Source organism: Streptomyces nymphaeiformis, assembly GCF_014203895.1.
Taxonomy (GTDB): domain Bacteria; phylum Actinomycetota; class Actinomycetes; order Streptomycetales; family Streptomycetaceae; genus Streptomyces; species Streptomyces nymphaeiformis.
Map to the genome: position 1 here is coordinate 567,489 of NZ_JACHJY010000005.1, position 16,655 is coordinate 584,143.

Genomic DNA, 16,655 nt, shown 5'->3' on the forward strand with positions numbered 1-16,655 from the left:
GGGGAATCACCGATGCTGGAGGCGCTCGGCATACAGGAGTCGACGGAGGCCGTCTACCGACTGCTCCTGGAGCGACCCGAGTACGACGTGACGGACATGGCGGCCCACCTGGGCCGCCCCGAGCCGGAGGTCCGCGAGGCGCTCGCCTGCCTCGCGGACCTCAAGCTCGTCCTCATGGACGACACCTCGGGAGAGGTCGAACCCTTCAACCCGGACGTCGGCTTCTCGTTCCTGCTCTCCCGCGCCGAGGCCGAGCTGAGCAAACGCAAGCGCCAGGTCGAGCAGGCGGGCCGGGCGGTGGCCGGCATCCTCGCCTCCTACGCCGACTGCCCGGAACCGGGCGTCCGGCACGACCTCGTGGACCGCATCACGGGCCTCGACCACGTCCGCGAACGCCTGGAGGACCTGGCCGCGAACGCCCGCACCGAGTGCCTCTCGCTGCTGCCCGGCGGCGCCCAGCTCCCCGACACGATGGACGCGAGCCAGCCGCTCGACCAACTCGCCCTGGAACGCGGGGTGAGGATCCGCTCGATCTACCAGGAGAGCTTCCGCAACGACCCGCCGACCGTCGAGTACGTCCGCTGGTACTGCGACCTCGGCGGCGAGGCGCGGACCGTGCCCGTCGTCCCGATGCTCATGGTGATCGTCGACCGCGAGGCCGCCCTCGTCCCCGTCGACCCGGAGGACGGCCGCGCCGGCGCCCTCGAAGTGCGCAGCCCCGGCCTGGTCCACGCGCTCATGGTCCTCTTCGACCGGCTGTGGGACGCGGGCACCCCCTTCGGCGAGGCCCCGCGCCGCGACGCCCACGACCTCTCCCCGCAGGAGCGGGAGTTGCTGATGCTCCTCGGCATCGGCTGCACGGACGACATCGCGGCCCGGCGGCTCGGGGTCTCGCTGCGGACCGTGCGGCGGATGAGCTCGGAGCTGATGAACAGGCTCGGCGCGCGCAGCCGGTTCGAGGCGGGGGTACGGGCGACGAAGGAGGGATGGCTCTGAACCGTCCGAGGAACAGATCCGTGATACGGACGGGGGTTCCGAGAACGGCGACGGTCCCCTAGATTTCCTCGGCGTCACCAGATCATCGGCAAAGTGGACGGGATCTCCATGTCACAAGCGGCACAAGGGAAACAATCGGTCGTCACCCCGCTCAGAGTGGTGATCGCCCTCTGTCTGTTCGCCCCGTTCGTGGCCATGCTCTGGGTGAGCTCCTACGCGAAGGTCGAACCGCTCTTCGCCGGCATCCCGTTCTTCTACTGGTACCAGATGCTCTGGGTGCTGATCTCCACGGTGCTCACCATGGTCGCGTACAAGCTGTGGCAGCTGGACCAGCGCGCCCGCAAGGGAGGTGACGCGCGATGAAGGACGGCGTGAACGGCGTGGCGCTCGGCGTCTTCGTCTTCTTCTTCCTGGCCGTCACGGTCATGGGCTTCCTGGCCGCGCGCTGGCGCAAGGCCGAGAACGAGAACAGCCTCGACGAATGGGGCCTGGGCGGCCGGTCGTTCGGCACCTGGGTCACCTGGTTCCTGCTCGGCGGCGACCTCTACACGGCGTACACCTTCGTCGCCGTCCCCGCGGCCATCTACGCGGCGGGCGCGGCCGGCTTCTTCGCCGTCCCGTACACGATCCTGGTGTACCCGCTGATCTTCACCTTCCTGCCGCGCCTCTGGTCGGTCTCGCACAAGCACGGATACGTCACCACCTCCGACTTCGTGCGCGGCCGCTTCGGCTCCAAGGGCCTGTCGCTCGCGGTCGCGGTCACCGGCATCCTCGCCACCATGCCGTACATCGCGCTCCAGCTCGTCGGCATCCAGGCCGTCCTGGACGTGATGGGCGTCGGCGGCGGCGAGAACACCAACTGGTTCGTCAAGGACCTGCCGCTGCTCATCGCCTTCGGCGTCCTCGCGGCGTACACGTACTCCTCCGGCCTGCGCGCCCCGGCGCTCATCGCCTTCGTCAAGGACACCCTGATCTACATCGTCATCGCGGTGGCGATCATCTACATCCCGATCAAGCTGGGCGGCTTCGACGAGATCTTCGGCAAGGCGGCCGAGGCGTACAAGACGATCAACCCGGCCACCGGCAAGCCGAAGGGCGCGCTCGTGCCCGGCGAGGCCGGCCAGTGGACGTACGCGACGCTCGCGCTCGGCTCGGCGCTGGCGCTCTTCATGTACCCGCACTCGATCACGGCGACGCTCTCCTCCAGGAGCCGCAACGTGATCCGCCGCAACACCACGATCCTGCCGCTGTACTCGCTGATGCTGGGCCTGCTCGCCCTCCTCGGCTTCATGGCGATCGCCGCCGGCGTGAAGGTGACGAACGGCCAGCTGGCCATCCCGCAGCTGTTCGAGAACATGTTCCCGGACTGGTTCGCGGGCGTCGCGTTCGCCGCGATCGGCATCGGTGCGCTCGTCCCCGCCGCGATCATGTCGATCGCCGCGGCCAACCTCTTCACGAGGAACATCTACAAGGACTTCATCAAGAAGGACGCGACCCCGGAGCAGGAGACCAAGGTCTCCAAGCTGGTGTCCCTCCTGGTGAAGGTCGGCGCGCTCGTCTTCGTCCTCACCATGGACAAGACGGTCGCCATCAACTTCCAGCTGCTCGGCGGCATCTGGATCCTCCAGACCTTCCCGGCGCTCGTCGGCGGTCTGTTCACCCGCTGGTTCCACCGCTGGGCGCTGCTCGCCGGCTGGGCCGTCGGCATGGTCTACGGCACGGCCGCCGCGTACGGCGTGGCCAGCCCGACGCAGAAGCACTTCGGCGGTTCGGCCGCCGAGATCCCCGGCATCGGCGAGATCGGCTACATCGGCCTCACCGCCTTCGTGCTCAACGTCCTCGTCACGGTCGTCCTGACCTTCGTCCTCAAGGCCGTGAAGGCCCCCGAGGGCGTCGACGAGACCTCGCCGGAGGACTACACGGCGGACGCGGGCGACGCCGGAGTCCGCGACCTCCCGAAGGTCGGCGCCGGAGCGCACTGACCCACGGACACGTGCAGGAGGGGGCCCGGGAAATCCCGGGCCCCTTCGCGTGCCGCGGAGGCAGACTGGAGCCCATGGATTTCACGATCAGGGCGGTACGGCCCGAGGAGTACGAGGAGCTCGGCGACCTCACCGGGTTCACCTATCTGAATGACGGGCTGCTGCTGCACGGCGAGGACGACTTCTATCTGGCCGTGCTCCGCGACACGGCCCGGCGGGCGCGCGAGAGCGAGGTGCTCGTCGCCGTCGACGCGGACGGCGGGATCATCGGCGGGGTGACCTTCGCGGAGGGCGGCACCACCTGGGCGGACATCGCCGTCCCCGGCGAGGCCGAGTTCCGGATGCTCGTGGTCGCGCCGGCGGCCCGCGGCCGGGGCGTCGGAGAGGCCCTCGTGCGCGCCTGCGTGGACCGGGCGCGGGTCCTCCCCGGCTGCGCGCGGCTCGTGCTCTCCACGGCCGATCTGATGGTCTCGGCGCACCGGATCTACGAGCGGCTGGGCTTCGTCCGGACCCCCGAACGGGACTGGGAGCCGATCCCCGATCACTCGCTGCGCACGTACGCCTTGGAGTTGTGACTCCGGGACCGACACAACATGTGGGGGGTGCCACGAGTGGCGCCCCCCACATGTATGCTCATCCTCGCTGTAGACGCAGGGGAATCCGGCGCGAATCCGGAACTGTCCCGCAACGGTGTACTTCGTGTGGTTTCGCACTTCGTACGGAGTGAGTCCGAGGACCTGCCGACAGCGTGCCCGGTCCGTCCGTTCCGGGTGCCACAGACGTCCGGGCCTCGCGGAGTGGGCCGGTGGACGCGGCGCGCCCGCGCGTACGGGTGCCCGCACGCCCGCCTCCCCCGCCCGCGGCCCCGCCGAGCGAGAGAGAGCCTCCACGTGACCATCGCGCCCGCCGATCCGGCCGCAGCGATCGAGACCGACGGACCCGGGACCGTACTCCTGCGGACCCTGACCGATCTCACCGCCGACCTCCCGGACACCGACCCCGGCAAGATCGCCGCCGCCGCCCTCCGCGGCCGCAGCGCCACGTCGGACGAGGCGGAGCTGCGCGAGCTGGCCACCGAGGCGGCCGCCGGCCTGATCGCCGAGGACCCGGCGTACTCCCGGCTCGCGGCGCGGCTCCTCACCCTCACCATCGCCGACGAGGCGGCCGGCCAGGGCGCCGTGTCCTTCTCGGCCTCCGTCGCCGTCGGCCACCGCGAGGGCCTCATCGCCGACCGCACCGCCGAGTTCGTCGCCCTGCACGCCGAGCGCCTCGACGCGACGATCGACCCGGCCGGCGACGACCGCTTCGGCTACTTCGGTCTGCGCACCCTCTACTCGCGCTACCTGCTGCGCCACCCGATCACCCGCAAGGTGGTCGAGACCCCGCAGCACTTCATGCTGCGCGTCGCCGCCGGCCTCGCCGAGGACGACAGCGTCCGCGCCCTGGACGAAGTGAGCGCGCTGTACGGCCTGATGAGCCGCCTGGACTACCTGCCGTCCTCCCCCACGCTCTTCAACTCCGGCACCCGCCACCCGCAGATGTCCTCCTGCTACCTGCTGGACTCCCCGCAGGACGAGCTGGACTCCATCTACGACCGCTACCACCAGGTCGCGCGCCTCTCGAAGCACGCGGGCGGCATCGGCCTGTCGTACTCCCGCATCCGCGCCCGCGGTTCGCTGATCCGCGGCACCAACGGCCACTCCAACGGCATCGTCCCGTTCCTGAAGACGCTCGACGCCTCCGTCGCCGCCGTGAACCAGGGCGGCCGCCGCAAGGGCGCCGCCGCCGTCTACCTGGAGACCTGGCACGCGGACATCGAGGAGTTCCTGGAGCTCCGCGACAACACGGGCGAGGACCAGCGCCGTACGCACAACCTGAACCTGGCGCACTGGATCCCGGACGAGTTCATGCGCCGGGTCAACGCCGACGCCGAGTGGTCGCTGTTCTCGCCGTCGGACGTGCCCGAGCTCGTCGACCTGTACGGCGAGGAGTTCGACGCCGCCTACCTCAAGGCCGAGGCTGCCGGCCTGGCCCGCAAGACGATGCCGGCCCGCGACCTGTACGGCCGGATGATGCGGACCCTGGCCCAGACCGGCAACGGCTGGATGACCTTCAAGGACGCCTCCAACCGGACCGCGAACCAGACCGCCCTGCCCGGTCGCGTGGTGCACTCCTCCAACCTGTGCACCGAGATCATCGAGGTCACCAACGACGACGAGACCGCGGTGTGCAACCTCGGCTCGGTCAACCTGGGTGCCTTCGTGGTCGGTTCGGACCTCGACTGGGACCGGCTCGACGCGACCGTCCGCACGGCCGTCACCTTCCTCGACCGGGTCGTCGACATCAACTTCTACCCGACCGAGCAGGCCGGCCGCTCCAACTCCAAGTGGCGTCCGGTGGGCCTGGGCGCGATGGGCCTCCAGGACGTCTTCTTCCAGCTGAAGCTGCCGTTCGACTCCCCCGAGGCGCGCGCGCTGTCCACCCGTATCGCCGAGCGGATCATGCTCGCCGCGTACGAGGCCTCCGCCGACCTCGCCGAGCGCAGCGGCCCGCTGCCGGCCTGGGCCGAGACCCGCACCGCCCAGGGCGTCCTGCACCCGGACCACTTCGACGTCGAGCTCAACTGGCCGGAGCGCTGGGCCGCGCTGCGCGAGCGGATCGCCGCCGTCGGCATGCGCAACAGCCTCCTCCTCGCCATCGCACCGACCGCGACGATCGCCTCGATCGCCGGCGTCTACGAGTGCATCGAGCCGCAGGTCTCCAACCTGTTCAAGCGCGAGACGCTCTCCGGCGAGTTCCTCCAGGTCAACTCGTACCTCGTCGACGAGCTGAAGAAGCTCGGCGTGTGGGACGCGCAGACCCGGGACGCGCTGCGCGACGCCAGCGGCTCGGTGGCGGGCTTCACCTGGATCCCGGCCGAGGTCCGCGAGCTGTACCGCACGGCCTGGGAGATCCCGCAGCGCGGCCTCATCGACATGGCCGCCGACCGGACCCCCTTCCTGGACCAGTCGCAGTCGCTGAACCTGTTCATGGAGACGCCGACGATCGGCAAGCTGTCGTCGATGTACGCGTACGCCTGGAAGCAGGGCCTGAAGACGACGTACTACCTGCGCTCCCGCCCGGCGACCCGGATCGCGCGCGCCGCCCAGGCCGCCGCCCCGATCCCCGTCCAGCAGGCGGCCCCCGACGCGGACGCGATCGCCTGCTCCCTTGAGAACCCCGAGTCCTGCGAGGCCTGCCAGTAATGAGCTCCACCGAGAAGAAGAACCTCCTGGACCCGGGCTTCGAGCTCACGCTCCGCCCCATGCGCTACCCGGACTTCTACGAGCGCTACCGGGACGCCATCAAGAACACCTGGACCGTGGAGGAGGTCGACCTCCACTCGGACGTCGCCGACCTCGCCAAGCTCACCCCCGGTGAGCAGCACATGATCGGCCGTCTGGTCGCGTTCTTCGCGACGGGCGACTCGATCGTGGCGAACAACCTGGTGCTGACGCTCTACAAGCACATCAACTCCCCGGAGGCGCGGCTGTACCTGAGCCGTCAGCTCTTCGAGGAGGCGGTCCACGTCCAGTTCTACCTGACGCTCCTGGACACGTACCTGCCCGACCCGGACGACCGCGCCGCCGCGTTCGCCGCCGTCGAGAACATCCCCTCCATCCGCGAGAAGGCGCAGTTCTGCTTCAAGTGGATGGACTCGGTCGAGAAGATCGAGAAGCTGGAGACGGCCGCCGACCGCCGCCGCTTCCTGCTGAACCTGATCTGCTTCGCCGCGTGCATCGAGGGCCTGTTCTTCTACGGCGCCTTCGCGTACGTCTACTGGTTCCGCTCCCGCGGCCTGCTCCACGGCCTGGCGACCGGCACCAACTGGGTGTTCCGCGACGAGACGATGCACATGAACTTCGCCTTCGAGGTCGTGGACACCGTCCGCAAGGAGGAGCCGGAGCTCTTCGACGACGCGCTCCAGCAGCAGGTCACGGACATGCTGAAGGAGGCCGTCGAGGCCGAGCTGCAGTTCGGCCGCGACCTGTGTGGCGACGGCCTGCCGGGCATGAACACCGAGTCGATGCGCGAGTACCTCCAGTGCGTCGCCGACCAGCGCCTCCAGCGCCTCGGCTTCGCCCCGGTGTTCGGCTCCGAGAACCCCTTCTCCTTCATGGAGCTCCAGGGCGTCCAGGAGCTCACGAACTTCTTCGAGCGCCGCCCGTCCGCCTACCAGGTGGCGGTCGAGGGCTCGGTGGACCTCGACGAGGACTTCTAGCCGGTACGTGAAAGGGCCCCGCTCCTGGTGAGGAGCGGGGCCCTTTCCCATGAGCGCCCGGGATCAGTCGTTCGGGACCGTCTCGTAGCGCGGGGTGCCCTCGGCCATCTGGCGCAGGGCGTCCTTGCGGTCGCGCTTGGAGAGCTTGTCGATGTACAGGAAGCCGTACAGGTGGTCCGTCTCGTGCTGGAGGCAGCGGGCGAAGTAGCCGGTGCCGCGCACCTTGATCGGGTTGCCCTGGGCGTCCTGGCCGTGGACCTCCGCGTAGTCGGGGCGGGCCAGCTCGGCGTAGGCCGTCGGCACGGACAGGCAGCCCTCGTTGGACTCGTCCAGGACGCGCAGCTCGGCCGGGAGCTCCTGGAGGACGGGGTTGATCACGACACCGGTGTGCCGGACGCCCTCGTCGTCGGGGCAGTCGTAGACGAAGACCTTGAGGTCCACACCGATCTGGTTCGCGGCCAGGCCCACGCCCTCGGCGGCCTTCTGGCTGGCGAACATGTCGTCGATGAGCTTCGCCAGCTCGTCGTCGAACTCGGTGACGTCCTTGCACTCGCGGTGGAGGACGGGGTTGCCGACGACCGTGATCGGGCGGGCCGTGCCGCGCTCGCGGTAGGCGAGCTCCCGCGCCTCGCAGTCCTCCGTGTCCACGACGAAGCCGTCGTTGATCGTCTGCTCGTCCGTCTCCTGCTGCGCCATGTCCGGCCGCGCCCTTCTGAAAACCCGATTCCGTCGAAGGACAGCCTACGGGGCCGGGGCCCTGGCCTCAGCAGACCTCTTCCAGATCACGCCATTCCCGGCTGTCCGGGCTGTCCGCCACCCAGCCGTCGAGGAGCCCGCGCACCAGGCCCGCCGGGGCCGCGATGCCGCACTCGCGCTCCGGGACCCAGAGCTCCCCGGGCGAGCGGTGGCCGAGCGGTCCGGGGTGCCCGGGCTCGCTGTGGTCGTGCGGGTCGGAGTGCTCGCCCTCGCCCTCGGCGCTCGGCATCGTCGACTCGGAGCAGGCGCGGCAGAGCAGCCGCACGGAGGACGACCAGTCCTCCGCGGCGAACCCGGCCTCGGCGGCCAGCTGCTCCAGTGCGTCCCGGTCCGCCTCGGTGGCCGCCTCCAGGAGGACCACCCAGGTGGGGACGGGGGACGGCGCCCACAGCTCGATCTCGTCGAAGACGGGGTAGGAGGGGCCCGCGGTGGTGGTCCGCTCGCCGTTCGGCACGCCGTCGTGGAGGACGACCTCGCCCCAGCGGCGGCCGGAGGACGGCAGCGGGATGGAGAGGACCTCGATCCGGGCCGGGTCGAGCCGGCGGCCCCACACGACCTCCGCCTCGCCCTCGGGCGAGAGGCGGACGGCGGCGCTGCCCAGCTCCATGCCGGCGGGCTCGCCGGTGCCGCCGGCGGCGCCGGGGACCTTCAGGCCGTAGGCCTGCCAGGCCCGGCGGGCCAGCGGCCAGTCCTGCAGGGCGGTGGCGGCGATGCCGACGTTCCACCAGTCCGGGGCGCCGGTCTCCTTGTCGAGGAGCGCGACGGCGCGCAGCCCGGCGGCCCGGGCCTGCTCCCAGTCGTGCCGGAACTTGTGCAGCAGCGCCAGGTTGAACCAGGACTCGGAGAGCCAGGGCTCCAGATCCGCCGCGCGCGTCAGAAGTGCACCCGCGTCCTCGTACCGGCCGTCGCCGATCAGCGTGAACGCGCGGTCGGTGGCCTGCCGCCACGAGGCGGAGGGCCGATGCCGTACCTTCCCGAAGATCTTCACGATTCCCGCCTGCCGGTCGCTTCACCCTCTTGTTCGCATCCAACCATGCCCGGTCGGACGCGCGCTCATTACCCATGGGTTACCCAGGGACCGCCGAGGTCACCCCAGGGGCTCCGCCGCGTGCCAGGACCCTGGCCAGGCATTCGACGACATCCGGGTGATAGTCGCGGGCGGTGCCGAGCCTGAGCCGTTCCAGGGCCCCGAGGGCGGCGCCCGCGCCGTCGCCCGCGAGGTCGTCGTAGGCGTTCACGGCCCGGACGATCCGGGCGGCCGGCGGCTGCTCGCGGTACGGGTCCGCCTGCCGCTCCACGACGACGGCGACGGCCTCGGGGACGCCGGTCCTGCGGACGACCTCGCCGCCCAGGAGCGCGATGCGGCGCTGGTCCTCGGCCGGGAGGAGGGCGGTGGCGCCGCCCTCGACGGGGTCGACGAGGGAGAGCTGGCCGATGTCGTGCATGAGCGCCGCGTGCTCCAGGACGGTCAGCTCGGTCCCGGACAGGCCCAGCTCGCGCCCGACGGCCGCGCTGAGGGCGGCGACCCGGTGGGCGTGCCCCGGCGGGGTGCAGCCGGCGATCTCGGTGGCGCGGGCGAGGGAGGCGATGGTCTGCCGGTTGACGGTCCGCACGGCCGCGTACCGCCGGAAGGAGAGCTGGGTGAGCAGGAGCGGGACGGCGAGGACGGGCAGGGCCCAGAGTCCGGCGGCGGCGACGCCGAGCGCCATGACGGTGCCGGTGGCGCAGACGGCGGAGCCGATGCCGAGGAAGGCGCGGAGTTCGTCGCGCAGGAGGGGGCCGTACGGGAATCCGGTGCGGGCGCGCAGGAGGAGGGCGGCGAGCACGGCGTCGCAGAGGGCGGTCAGGACGAGCAGGAGGACCAGGAAGAGGGCGTACGCCGGGCCCTGGCCGAGGTACCGGGTGACGGCACCCGCGTTGTAGAGGGGCTGGAAGCAGAGGGCGGCGAAGCCGACGGTGAGGACGCGGCGGGCGAAGTGGTCGAGGCCGGGGCCCCGGCCCCGGGCGATGTGCGGGACGATCCCGGCGAGCCCCGCGGCGACGACGACGGCGACGGTCTGGAGGACGCCGTGGGTGGTGGCGTGGCCGGCGCTGGTGCCGAGCAGGGCGTACGCGAGGGCTCCGGCGGCGCCGAGCGGCGCGGGCTCCCGTTCCCCGGGTGCGGCGCCCCAGCGGGCGAGCTCGCCGAGGGCGATGAGGGTGCCGAAGGCGAGGGCGTTGCCGGGTTCGTCGAGGCCGTACCAGAGGGTGGCGCCGAAGCCGGTGAGGCCGAGGAGGAGCGCGGCGCCGCGCACGGCGCCGACGGTGGACGCCCCGGGTCTCACGCGGGCTCCTTGGCGGCCGGCGCGGGGAGGGGTTCGCGCGGCGGCGGGACCTGCTCGGGCTGCGGTTCCGGCTGGGGGGCGGTCTCGTCGGCGGTGACGGCGGGCTGCCAGCCGTGCCGGTCGAGGGCCTGGACGAGGGCGGTGACCATCCGGGGGTCGAACTGGGTGCCGGCGCAGCGTTCCAGTTCGGCGAGGGCGGTGGGCACGGGGCGGGCCCGGCTGTAGGAGCGGGTGGAGGTCATGGCGTCGAAGGCGTCGGCGACGGCGACGACCCGGGCGAACTCGGGGATCTGCTCGCCGTGGAGCCCGTACGGGTAGCCGCTGCCGTCCATCCGTTCGTGGTGGTGGAGGATCGCGGCCCGCGCCTCGCCGAGGAAGCCGATGCCGCGGACCATCTCGTGGCCGTACTCGGGGTGCAGTTCGATGACCCGGCGTTCCTCGGGGGTGAGGGGCCCGTCCTTGGTGAGCACCCGAGTGGGGACGCCGAGCTTGCCGACGTCGTGGAGGATGCCGGCGAAGCGGACGACATCGAGGCGGTCGTCGGCCATGCCGAGCTCACGGGCGATCAGGACGGAGGCGTGGCCGACGCGTTCGCTGTGGCCGCGGGTGTAGGTGTCCTTGATGTCGACGGCCTGGACGAGGGCGCGGATGGTGGCCTGGTGGGCGGCGCGCTCGCGGTGGTACTGGGCGAAGACCCAGCAGGAGATGTACATGGGGAGGAGCACGAAGAGCGCCGCGACGGGGCCGTACGTGCTGCGCCAGAGGACGGCCATCATGAGTCCGGCGAGGCCGTGGACGGTGTGCGGGGCGAGGGACCGGCCGAGGAGGCCGCGCCAGGCGGCCCGCGGGGGGAGTCCGCCGGCCGTCGCCCGGATGCCGCCGTCGAGCGCGGTGAGGACCAGGCAGAAGGCGAGGGCGGCGGCGCCGGCGGGCAGCAGCGCGTACGGCAGGTCGGGGGCGTCCGGGCCGCGGCCGAGGGCGGTGGGGCCGCCGAGGGCTTCGGCGGTCAGGGCGGCGGCCCAGACGGCGAGGGCCGTGGCGGCGGCCCGCCAGGCGCGGCGGGGTGCGGCGGGGGGTTCCTCGACACGGGCGAGGAGGCTGCCGGGGATCGCGGCGAGCGCGGCGGCGGCGGGCGGCAGGAGCAGCGCGGAGGCGAGGAGCACGGGGAAGAAGGAGCCGGTGCCCATGGGGACGGAGCCGCCGAGCGCGCGGCCGATGAGACGGCAGCGGGCGGGCAGTTCGCAGAGCGCGTACAGGGCGGCGAGGAGTGCGACCGTGCCCCAGGGGACGGCGGCGCCGGGGCGCAGCGCGGGCAGGACGCAGGTCCCGGCGCCGAGCAGGGCGCAGCCGATGTACACACGGGCCGCTCGCGGAATGACCTTCACGCCCATCACGCCTGTCACGCTAGCGAGTTGGGCGGCCGGCGACGGCGCGGTCGGAGTGATTCGCACCATCGGGTGATACAAGCTGATATATGCGCGGGGCCGCCGCGAGCGTGTCGCGACGGCCTTCCGCTCCCCTGTCGGTGCGGGGGTGCTACTCCTGCGGGGCCGGTGTCGTCGGGGCGTTCACCGTGATGTCCTGCTCGGGGACCAGGTGTCCGCCGCGGATCAGGTCGATCCGGCCCATGACCTTGGCGCGCAGGTCGGTGGGGACGTCGTCACTGCCGCAGCAGCGCTTGACGAGCTTCTTCACCGCCTGTTCGAGGCCGTACTTCTCCAGGCACGGGGAGCACTCCTCGAAGTGCACCTCGAACTTGGTGCAGTCGCTGTCGGGCATCTCATGGTCGAGGAACTCGTAGAGATGATCCAGGACCTCTGAGCAATCCGTCTCGTGCGGCTCTCCGCAGCTCATGAGCCCGAGCCTTTCAGATCGTTCGACGACTCTCCGGCGCCCGCGGGTACCAGCCCGCGGTCGCGAGCGTAGTCCTCGAGCATGCCGCGCAGCTGGCGGCGGCCCCGGTGCAGTCGGGACATCACCGTACCGATGGGTGTCCCCATGATGTCCGCGATCTCCTTGTACGCAAAGCCCTCGACATCGGCGAGATAGACGGCGATGCGGAACTCCTCGGGAATCGCCTGGAGCGCTTCCTTCACGTCGGAGTCGGGGAGGTGGTCGAGCGCCTGCGACTCGGCGGAGCGCAGACCGGTCGACATGTGCGACTCGGCACGGGCGAGCTGCCAGTCCTCGATCTCCTCGGCGGCGCTGCGCTGGGGCTCGCGCTGCTTCTTGCGGTACGAGTTGATGAAGGTGTTCGTGAGGATGCGGTACAGCCAGGCCTTGAGGTTCGTACCCTCGCGGAACTGGTGGAAGGATCCGTACGCCTTGGCGTAGGTCTCCTGCACCAGGTCCTCCGCGTCCGCGGGGTTGCGCGTCATGCGCAGCGCGGCCGAGTACATCTGGTCGAGGTAGCCGAGGGCGTCCCGTTCGAAGCGCGCGTTGCGCTCCTCGGTCGTCTCCTCGGGGCCGTCGTCGGTCCCTGTGTCGGTCCCAGTGACCGGACCCACCTCCTCCAGCGCGGCGGCGAGCCCGAGGGCGGACCCGCTCGTTTCGGAGGATAGACGAGGAACCGCTCCGCCCGCCGCCCGAATCGGGGCGGTCCTGGGTGCGGGCAGCACTGTCCAGTCGAGGTCAGCGGCCTGCGCACGCTCTGGGCAGATGGTCGAACCCATGCGACGGACTCCCTCTTCCTTGCTCTCACACCGACGCTCTCCACAACAGTGGTCACCGGCGTCGCATTCCCGGTGCACGCGGTGAAGTCAGCGGAGGGCGGTGATCCACTTCGTGACGCCGTCGACGAGGACGGCGAGCGCCTCGTCCTGGGTCAGCGGCGCGCGCTTGGGGATCGCGAAGCCGTGGTCCCCGTACGGGATCTCCACGAGCTCGTACGGCCCTTCCGGGTACTCCTCGGGCCGCCCGAAGGTGTCGTTGCCGCCCTGGACGACGAGCGTGGGCAGTCCCGTGGTCAGGAGCTCCTCGGCGCGGGACCGCTCGGGCCTGCCCGGCGGGTGGAGCGGGAAGCTCAGGGCGAGGACGGCCGGCGCGCCGAGTTCGCGGCCGGTCCGGCAGGCGACCCGGGCGCCGGCGCTGCGGCCGCCGGCGACCACCGGGAGGCCGGGCCCGGCGAGGGCCGGCCAGAGGCCGCGCCAGCCGGTGTCGAGGGTCTTCGGCGCGGGCGCGACCTTCTTGCCGGCGACCCGCCAGGGCTGCTCGACGAGGGCGACGGTCACGCCGTGCGCGGGCAGAGCGGCCGCGAGGGCCTGGAGGTCGCGGGCCTCGACGCCGCCGCCGGCGCCGTGGCCGAGGGCGAGGACGGTCCAGGGCTTCGTCCCGGCGTACCAGGTGATGCGTGCCTCACCGGCGTCGGTGAAGACGGTCTCGTACTGTGTCACGTCCCCATCCTGCCGTCCGTCGCTCCCGGATCGTCAGAACAGCGTGCCGACCTCCGGTCCCGACAACTCCTCCAGGAGCTCGGGGCCGTTGTTGCGGACGTTGCTGACGGCGGTCGCGACCGGGTAGGCCCGCATCAGGCCCTCCGGCGGCGGGGCGAGGAGTCCGCGCAGTTCCTCGGGGTCGGTGCGCGCCGGGTCGAGCCAGGCGTCCCAGCGGTCCTCGGTCAGCATGAGCGGCATCCGGGGGTGGATGTCGGCGAGCGAGCGCGGGCCCTCGGCCGGGGCGACGCCCAGCGGGCCGGTCTCGGCCTCGGTGGTGATCACCGAGCAGGTCGCCCACCACGCGGAGGGGTGCTCGGGGGGCAGCGTCGCGTCCCGCCAGAACTCGTAGATCCCGGCCATCGCGAAGACGGAGCCGTCCGCCGGGGTCACGAAGTACGGCTGCTTCCGGGGCCGCTTCTTCTTGCCCTCGACCTCCAGGTCGCGCTCGGCGGCCGCGGTCACCCATTCGTAGTAGCCGTCGGCGGGCAGGATGCAGCGGCGCGACCGGAAGGCGCGCTTGAAGGAGGGCTTCTCGTCCACGGTCTCCGCGCGCGCGTTGATCATCCGGGCGGCGCCCTCCGGCGACTTCGCCCAGGACGGCACGAGCCCCCATTTCAGGGCGCGCAGCTGGCGAACCGGGCGTGGGGATCCGGCGTCTTTCAGAGGACGCTCCAGTACGGCCCAGACCTCTTTGGTGGGGGCCACGTTCCAGTCGGGGGCCAGGGTCTCCTCGGGCTCCCACTTCTCGATCCCGAAGACGTCGACGAGGTCTTCGGGCCGCCGACTCGATGCATACCGTCCGCACATACGTGCCACACTGCCACGTTCCCGCCCCCGACCGAGGAGTCGTCCGCCAAATGACCGAGATCCTCGGCACCCAGCCCGCTCCCGACGCGTGGATCGTCTACGTCACGGCCGTCGGCGCGCTGGCCCTGGTCGCCCTCCGCCGCCTCTGGCTCCCCGCCCGCAACGCGATCACCATCGCCCACGAGGGAGGCCACGGCCTGATCGCCCTCGCCACCGGGCGCCGCCTGGAGGCGATCCGGCTCCACTCGGACACCAGCGGGCTCACCGTCTCCCGGGGCCGCGCGACCGGCGTCGGCGTCGTCCTCACCCTCGCCGCCGGCTATCCGGCGGCCCCGCTGCTCGGGCTGGGCGGCGCCGCGCTGCTCGGCATCGGCCACGTCACCCTGCTGCTGTGGATCGCGACCGCGCTGCTGCTCGCGATGCTGGTGATGGTCCGCAACGCGTACGGGGTGCTCACCGTCGTCCTGACGGGCGCCGCCTTCGTCCTCGTCTCCCGGCTGACCGGCCCGGACGTCCAGTCGGCGTTCGCGTACGCGGTGGTGTGGTTCCTGCTCCTCGGCGGGGTCCGCCCGGCGTTCGAGCTCCAGGCGAAGCGGCGCCACGGCGGCGCCCCCGACTCGGACGCCGACCAGCTGTCGCGGCTCACCCAGGTGCCCGCGGGGGTGTGGCTGTTCTTCTTCCACGCGGTCTCGATATCCGCCCTGATCGGCGGCGGGCGCTGGCTCCTGGGCATCTGACTCCCCCGTACAGTGAGTCCATGACCGCAGCAGCTTCCGCGACGCACTCCGACCCGCCCACCGACCTCTGGCCCGCCCCGTATGCCCGCGGCGCCGTCGACGCGACCGTCACCGTGCCCGGATCGAAGTCGGTCACCAACCGCGCCCTGGTCCTCGCCGCGCTCGCCGCCGAGCCGGGCTGGCTGCGCCGCCCGCTGCGCTCCCGCGACACCCTCCTGATGGCCGAGGCGCTCCGTACCCTCGGCGTGAAGATCGAGGAGGGCGTGGGCCCCGACGGCTCCGGCGAGGCCTGGCGGATCATCCCCTCCCCGCTGCGCGGCCCCGCGACCGTCGACGTCGGCAACGCCGGCACGGTCATGCGCTTCCTGCCCCCGGTCGCGGCCCTCGCCGACGGCCCGGTGCGCTTCGACGGCGACCCCCGCTCCCACGAGCGCCCGCTGCACGGCGTGATCGACGCGCTGCGCGCGCTCGGCGCCCGGATCGACGACGACGGCCGGGGCTCGCTCCCGATGACCGTGCACGGCGCCGGGGGCCTGGACGGCGGCACGGTCGAGATCGACGCCTCCTCGTCCTCCCAGTTCGTCAGCGCCCTGCTGCTCGCCGCGCCCCGCTTCAACCAGGGCGTCGAGGTGCGGCACGTGGGCGGCCGGCTCCCCTCGCTCCCCCACATCCGGATGACCGTCGACATGCTGCGCGCGGTCGGCGCCCAGGTCGACGAGCCGGAGCACGGCGGCGAGCCGGACGTCTGGCGGGTGGCGCCCTCCGCGCTGCGCGGCCGGGACCTCGTCGTCGAGCCCGACCTGTCGAACGCCCAGCCGTTCCTGGCGGCGGCCCTGGTGACCGGCGGCCGGGTGACGATCCCGGACTGGCCGGCGCGGACCACCCAGCCGGGCGACGAGCTGCGCCGGATCTTCACCGAGATGGGTGGTTCCTGCGAGCTCACCGACGCGGGCCTGACCTTCACCGGCACGGGCCGGATCCACGGCATCGACGTGGACCTCGGCGAGGTCGGCGAGCTGACCCCCGGCATCGCGGCGGTCGCGGCCCTCGCCGACTCCCCCTCGACCCTGCGCGGGGTCGCCCACCTGCGGCTGCACGAGACGGACCGGCTCGCGGCGCTCACCAAGGAGATCAACGAGCTCGGCGGCGACGTCACCGAGACCGAGGACGGCCTCCACATCCGCCCGCGTCCGCTGCACGGCGGCGTCTTCCACACGTACCACGACCACCGCATGGCGACGGCGGGCGCGATCATCGGCCTCGCGGTCGAGGGCGTGGAGATCGAGGACGTGGCGACCACGGCGAAGACCTTGCCGGACTTCCCGACGATGTGGACCGAAATGCTCGGGGTCTGAACC

At 71.9% G+C, this 16,655-nt stretch carries 16 protein-coding genes and 1 riboswitch; of the genes, 8 read left to right on the plus strand and 8 right to left on the minus strand.

What is annotated here, in order from left to right; genetic code table 11:
- Positions 1–12: 12 nt before the first annotated feature.
- The 6 genes from GGE06_RS20025 (at position 13) to GGE06_RS20050 (ending at position 7,239) form a co-directional block, all read left to right on the plus strand.
- A complete protein-coding gene (locus GGE06_RS20025) occupies positions 13–996 on the plus strand; it encodes a LuxR C-terminal-related transcriptional regulator (RefSeq protein ID WP_116158929.1) in 984 nt (327 codons plus the stop codon).
- Positions 997–1,104: 108 nt separating this feature from the next.
- Entirely contained in the window at positions 1,105–1,359 is a 255-nt protein-coding gene (locus GGE06_RS20030) for a DUF3311 domain-containing protein (protein ID WP_116158930.1), read from the plus strand.
- A complete protein-coding gene (mctP, locus tag GGE06_RS20035; RefSeq protein ID WP_116158931.1) occupies positions 1,356–2,978 on the plus strand; it encodes a monocarboxylate uptake permease MctP in 1,623 nt (540 codons plus the stop codon). Before GGE06_RS20030 ends, mctP begins: the two co-directional genes overlap by 4 nt.
- Positions 2,979–3,052: 74 nt before the next feature.
- Entirely contained in the window at positions 3,053–3,553 is a 501-nt protein-coding gene (locus tag GGE06_RS20040) for a GNAT family N-acetyltransferase (protein WP_116158932.1), read from the plus strand.
- A 48-nt stretch (positions 3,554–3,601) separates the two neighbouring features.
- Positions 3,602–3,737, plus strand: a riboswitch (cobalamin riboswitch).
- A 131-nt stretch (positions 3,738–3,868) separates the two neighbouring features.
- Complete coding sequence (locus GGE06_RS20045; protein WP_116158933.1) at positions 3,869–6,223, plus strand: ribonucleoside-diphosphate reductase subunit alpha; 2,355 nt, start codon at positions 3,869–3,871, stop codon at positions 6,221–6,223.
- A complete protein-coding gene (locus GGE06_RS20050) occupies positions 6,223–7,239 on the plus strand; it encodes a ribonucleotide-diphosphate reductase subunit beta (protein WP_116158934.1) in 1,017 nt (338 codons plus the stop codon). Before GGE06_RS20045 ends, GGE06_RS20050 begins: the two co-directional genes overlap by 1 nt.
- Positions 7,240–7,302: 63 nt before the next feature.
- Here the strand turns inward: GGE06_RS20050 and def are convergent, their stop codons facing one another.
- From def to GGE06_RS20090, 8 genes are all read right to left on the minus strand, one after another.
- Positions 7,303–7,935 carry a peptide deformylase gene (def, locus tag GGE06_RS20055; RefSeq protein ID WP_116158935.1) on the minus strand — a complete coding sequence of 211 codons (633 nt, stop codon included), beginning with the start codon at positions 7,933–7,935 and terminating at the stop codon, positions 7,303–7,305.
- A 67-nt stretch (positions 7,936–8,002) separates the two neighbouring features.
- Positions 8,003–8,983, minus strand: coding sequence for a tetratricopeptide repeat protein (locus GGE06_RS20060; RefSeq protein WP_116158936.1), 981 nt, complete (start codon positions 8,981–8,983; stop codon positions 8,003–8,005).
- A gap of 79 nt (positions 8,984–9,062) precedes the next feature.
- Positions 9,063–10,319 carry an HD domain-containing protein gene (locus GGE06_RS20065; RefSeq protein WP_184931391.1) on the minus strand — a complete coding sequence of 419 codons (1,257 nt, stop codon included), beginning with the start codon at positions 10,317–10,319 and terminating at the stop codon, positions 9,063–9,065.
- Complete coding sequence (locus GGE06_RS20070) at positions 10,316–11,704, minus strand: HD-GYP domain-containing protein (RefSeq protein ID WP_312883212.1); 1,389 nt, start codon at positions 11,702–11,704, stop codon at positions 10,316–10,318. The genes GGE06_RS20065 and GGE06_RS20070 overlap by 4 nt, the downstream gene beginning before the upstream one ends.
- A gap of 151 nt (positions 11,705–11,855) precedes the next feature.
- Positions 11,856–12,173 (minus strand): mycothiol system anti-sigma-R factor, encoded by a 318-nt coding sequence (gene rsrA / locus GGE06_RS20075; protein ID WP_116158939.1) that lies wholly within the window; start codon positions 12,171–12,173, stop codon positions 11,856–11,858.
- Complete coding sequence (locus GGE06_RS20080) at positions 12,170–12,826, minus strand: sigma-70 family RNA polymerase sigma factor (RefSeq protein WP_030207302.1); 657 nt, start codon at positions 12,824–12,826, stop codon at positions 12,170–12,172. The genes rsrA and GGE06_RS20080 overlap by 4 nt, the downstream gene beginning before the upstream one ends.
- Positions 12,827–13,078: 252 nt before the next feature.
- Positions 13,079–13,711 (minus strand): alpha/beta hydrolase family protein, encoded by a 633-nt coding sequence (locus tag GGE06_RS20085; RefSeq protein WP_116158941.1) that lies wholly within the window; start codon positions 13,709–13,711, stop codon positions 13,079–13,081.
- 33 nt (positions 13,712–13,744) lie between these two features.
- Complete coding sequence (locus GGE06_RS20090) at positions 13,745–14,560, minus strand: SOS response-associated peptidase (RefSeq protein ID WP_184931392.1); 816 nt, start codon at positions 14,558–14,560, stop codon at positions 13,745–13,747.
- Positions 14,561–14,610: 50 nt separating this feature from the next.
- On the opposite strand from GGE06_RS20090, the gene GGE06_RS20095 reads away from it, so the two are divergent.
- Together GGE06_RS20095 and aroA are read left to right on the plus strand one after the other, a co-directional pair.
- Complete coding sequence (locus tag GGE06_RS20095) at positions 14,611–15,297, plus strand: M50 family metallopeptidase (RefSeq protein ID WP_116158943.1); 687 nt, start codon at positions 14,611–14,613, stop codon at positions 15,295–15,297.
- 20 nt (positions 15,298–15,317) lie between these two features.
- Positions 15,318–16,652, plus strand: coding sequence for a 3-phosphoshikimate 1-carboxyvinyltransferase (gene aroA / locus GGE06_RS20100; RefSeq protein WP_184931393.1), 1,335 nt, complete (start codon positions 15,318–15,320; stop codon positions 16,650–16,652).
- Positions 16,653–16,655: the final 3 nt, after the last annotated feature.

Bases quoted from the DNA above. Each gene is read 5' to 3' on its own strand.
- GGE06_RS20025 (WP_116158929.1), top strand. From the start codon at position 13: ATGCTGGAGGCGCTCGGCATACAGGAGTCGACGGAGGCCGTCTACCGA.
- GGE06_RS20040 (WP_116158932.1), top strand. From the start codon at position 3,053: ATGGATTTCACGATCAGGGCGGTACGGCCCGAGGAGTACGAGGAGCTC.
- GGE06_RS20090 (WP_184931392.1), bottom strand. From the start codon at position 14,560: ATGTGCGGACGGTATGCATCGAGTCGGCGGCCCGAAGACCTCGTCGAC.
- def (WP_116158935.1), bottom strand. From the start codon at position 7,935: ATGGCGCAGCAGGAGACGGACGAGCAGACGATCAACGACGGCTTCGTC.
- rsrA (WP_116158939.1), bottom strand. From the start codon at position 12,173: ATGAGCTGCGGAGAGCCGCACGAGACGGATTGCTCAGAGGTCCTGGAT.
- GGE06_RS20095 (WP_116158943.1), top strand. From the start codon at position 14,611: ATGACCGAGATCCTCGGCACCCAGCCCGCTCCCGACGCGTGGATCGTC.
- mctP (WP_116158931.1), top strand. From the start codon at position 1,356: ATGAAGGACGGCGTGAACGGCGTGGCGCTCGGCGTCTTCGTCTTCTTC.
- GGE06_RS20030 (WP_116158930.1), top strand. From the start codon at position 1,105: ATGTCACAAGCGGCACAAGGGAAACAATCGGTCGTCACCCCGCTCAGA.
- GGE06_RS20050 (WP_116158934.1), top strand. From the start codon at position 6,223: ATGAGCTCCACCGAGAAGAAGAACCTCCTGGACCCGGGCTTCGAGCTC.
- aroA (WP_184931393.1), top strand. From the start codon at position 15,318: ATGACCGCAGCAGCTTCCGCGACGCACTCCGACCCGCCCACCGACCTC.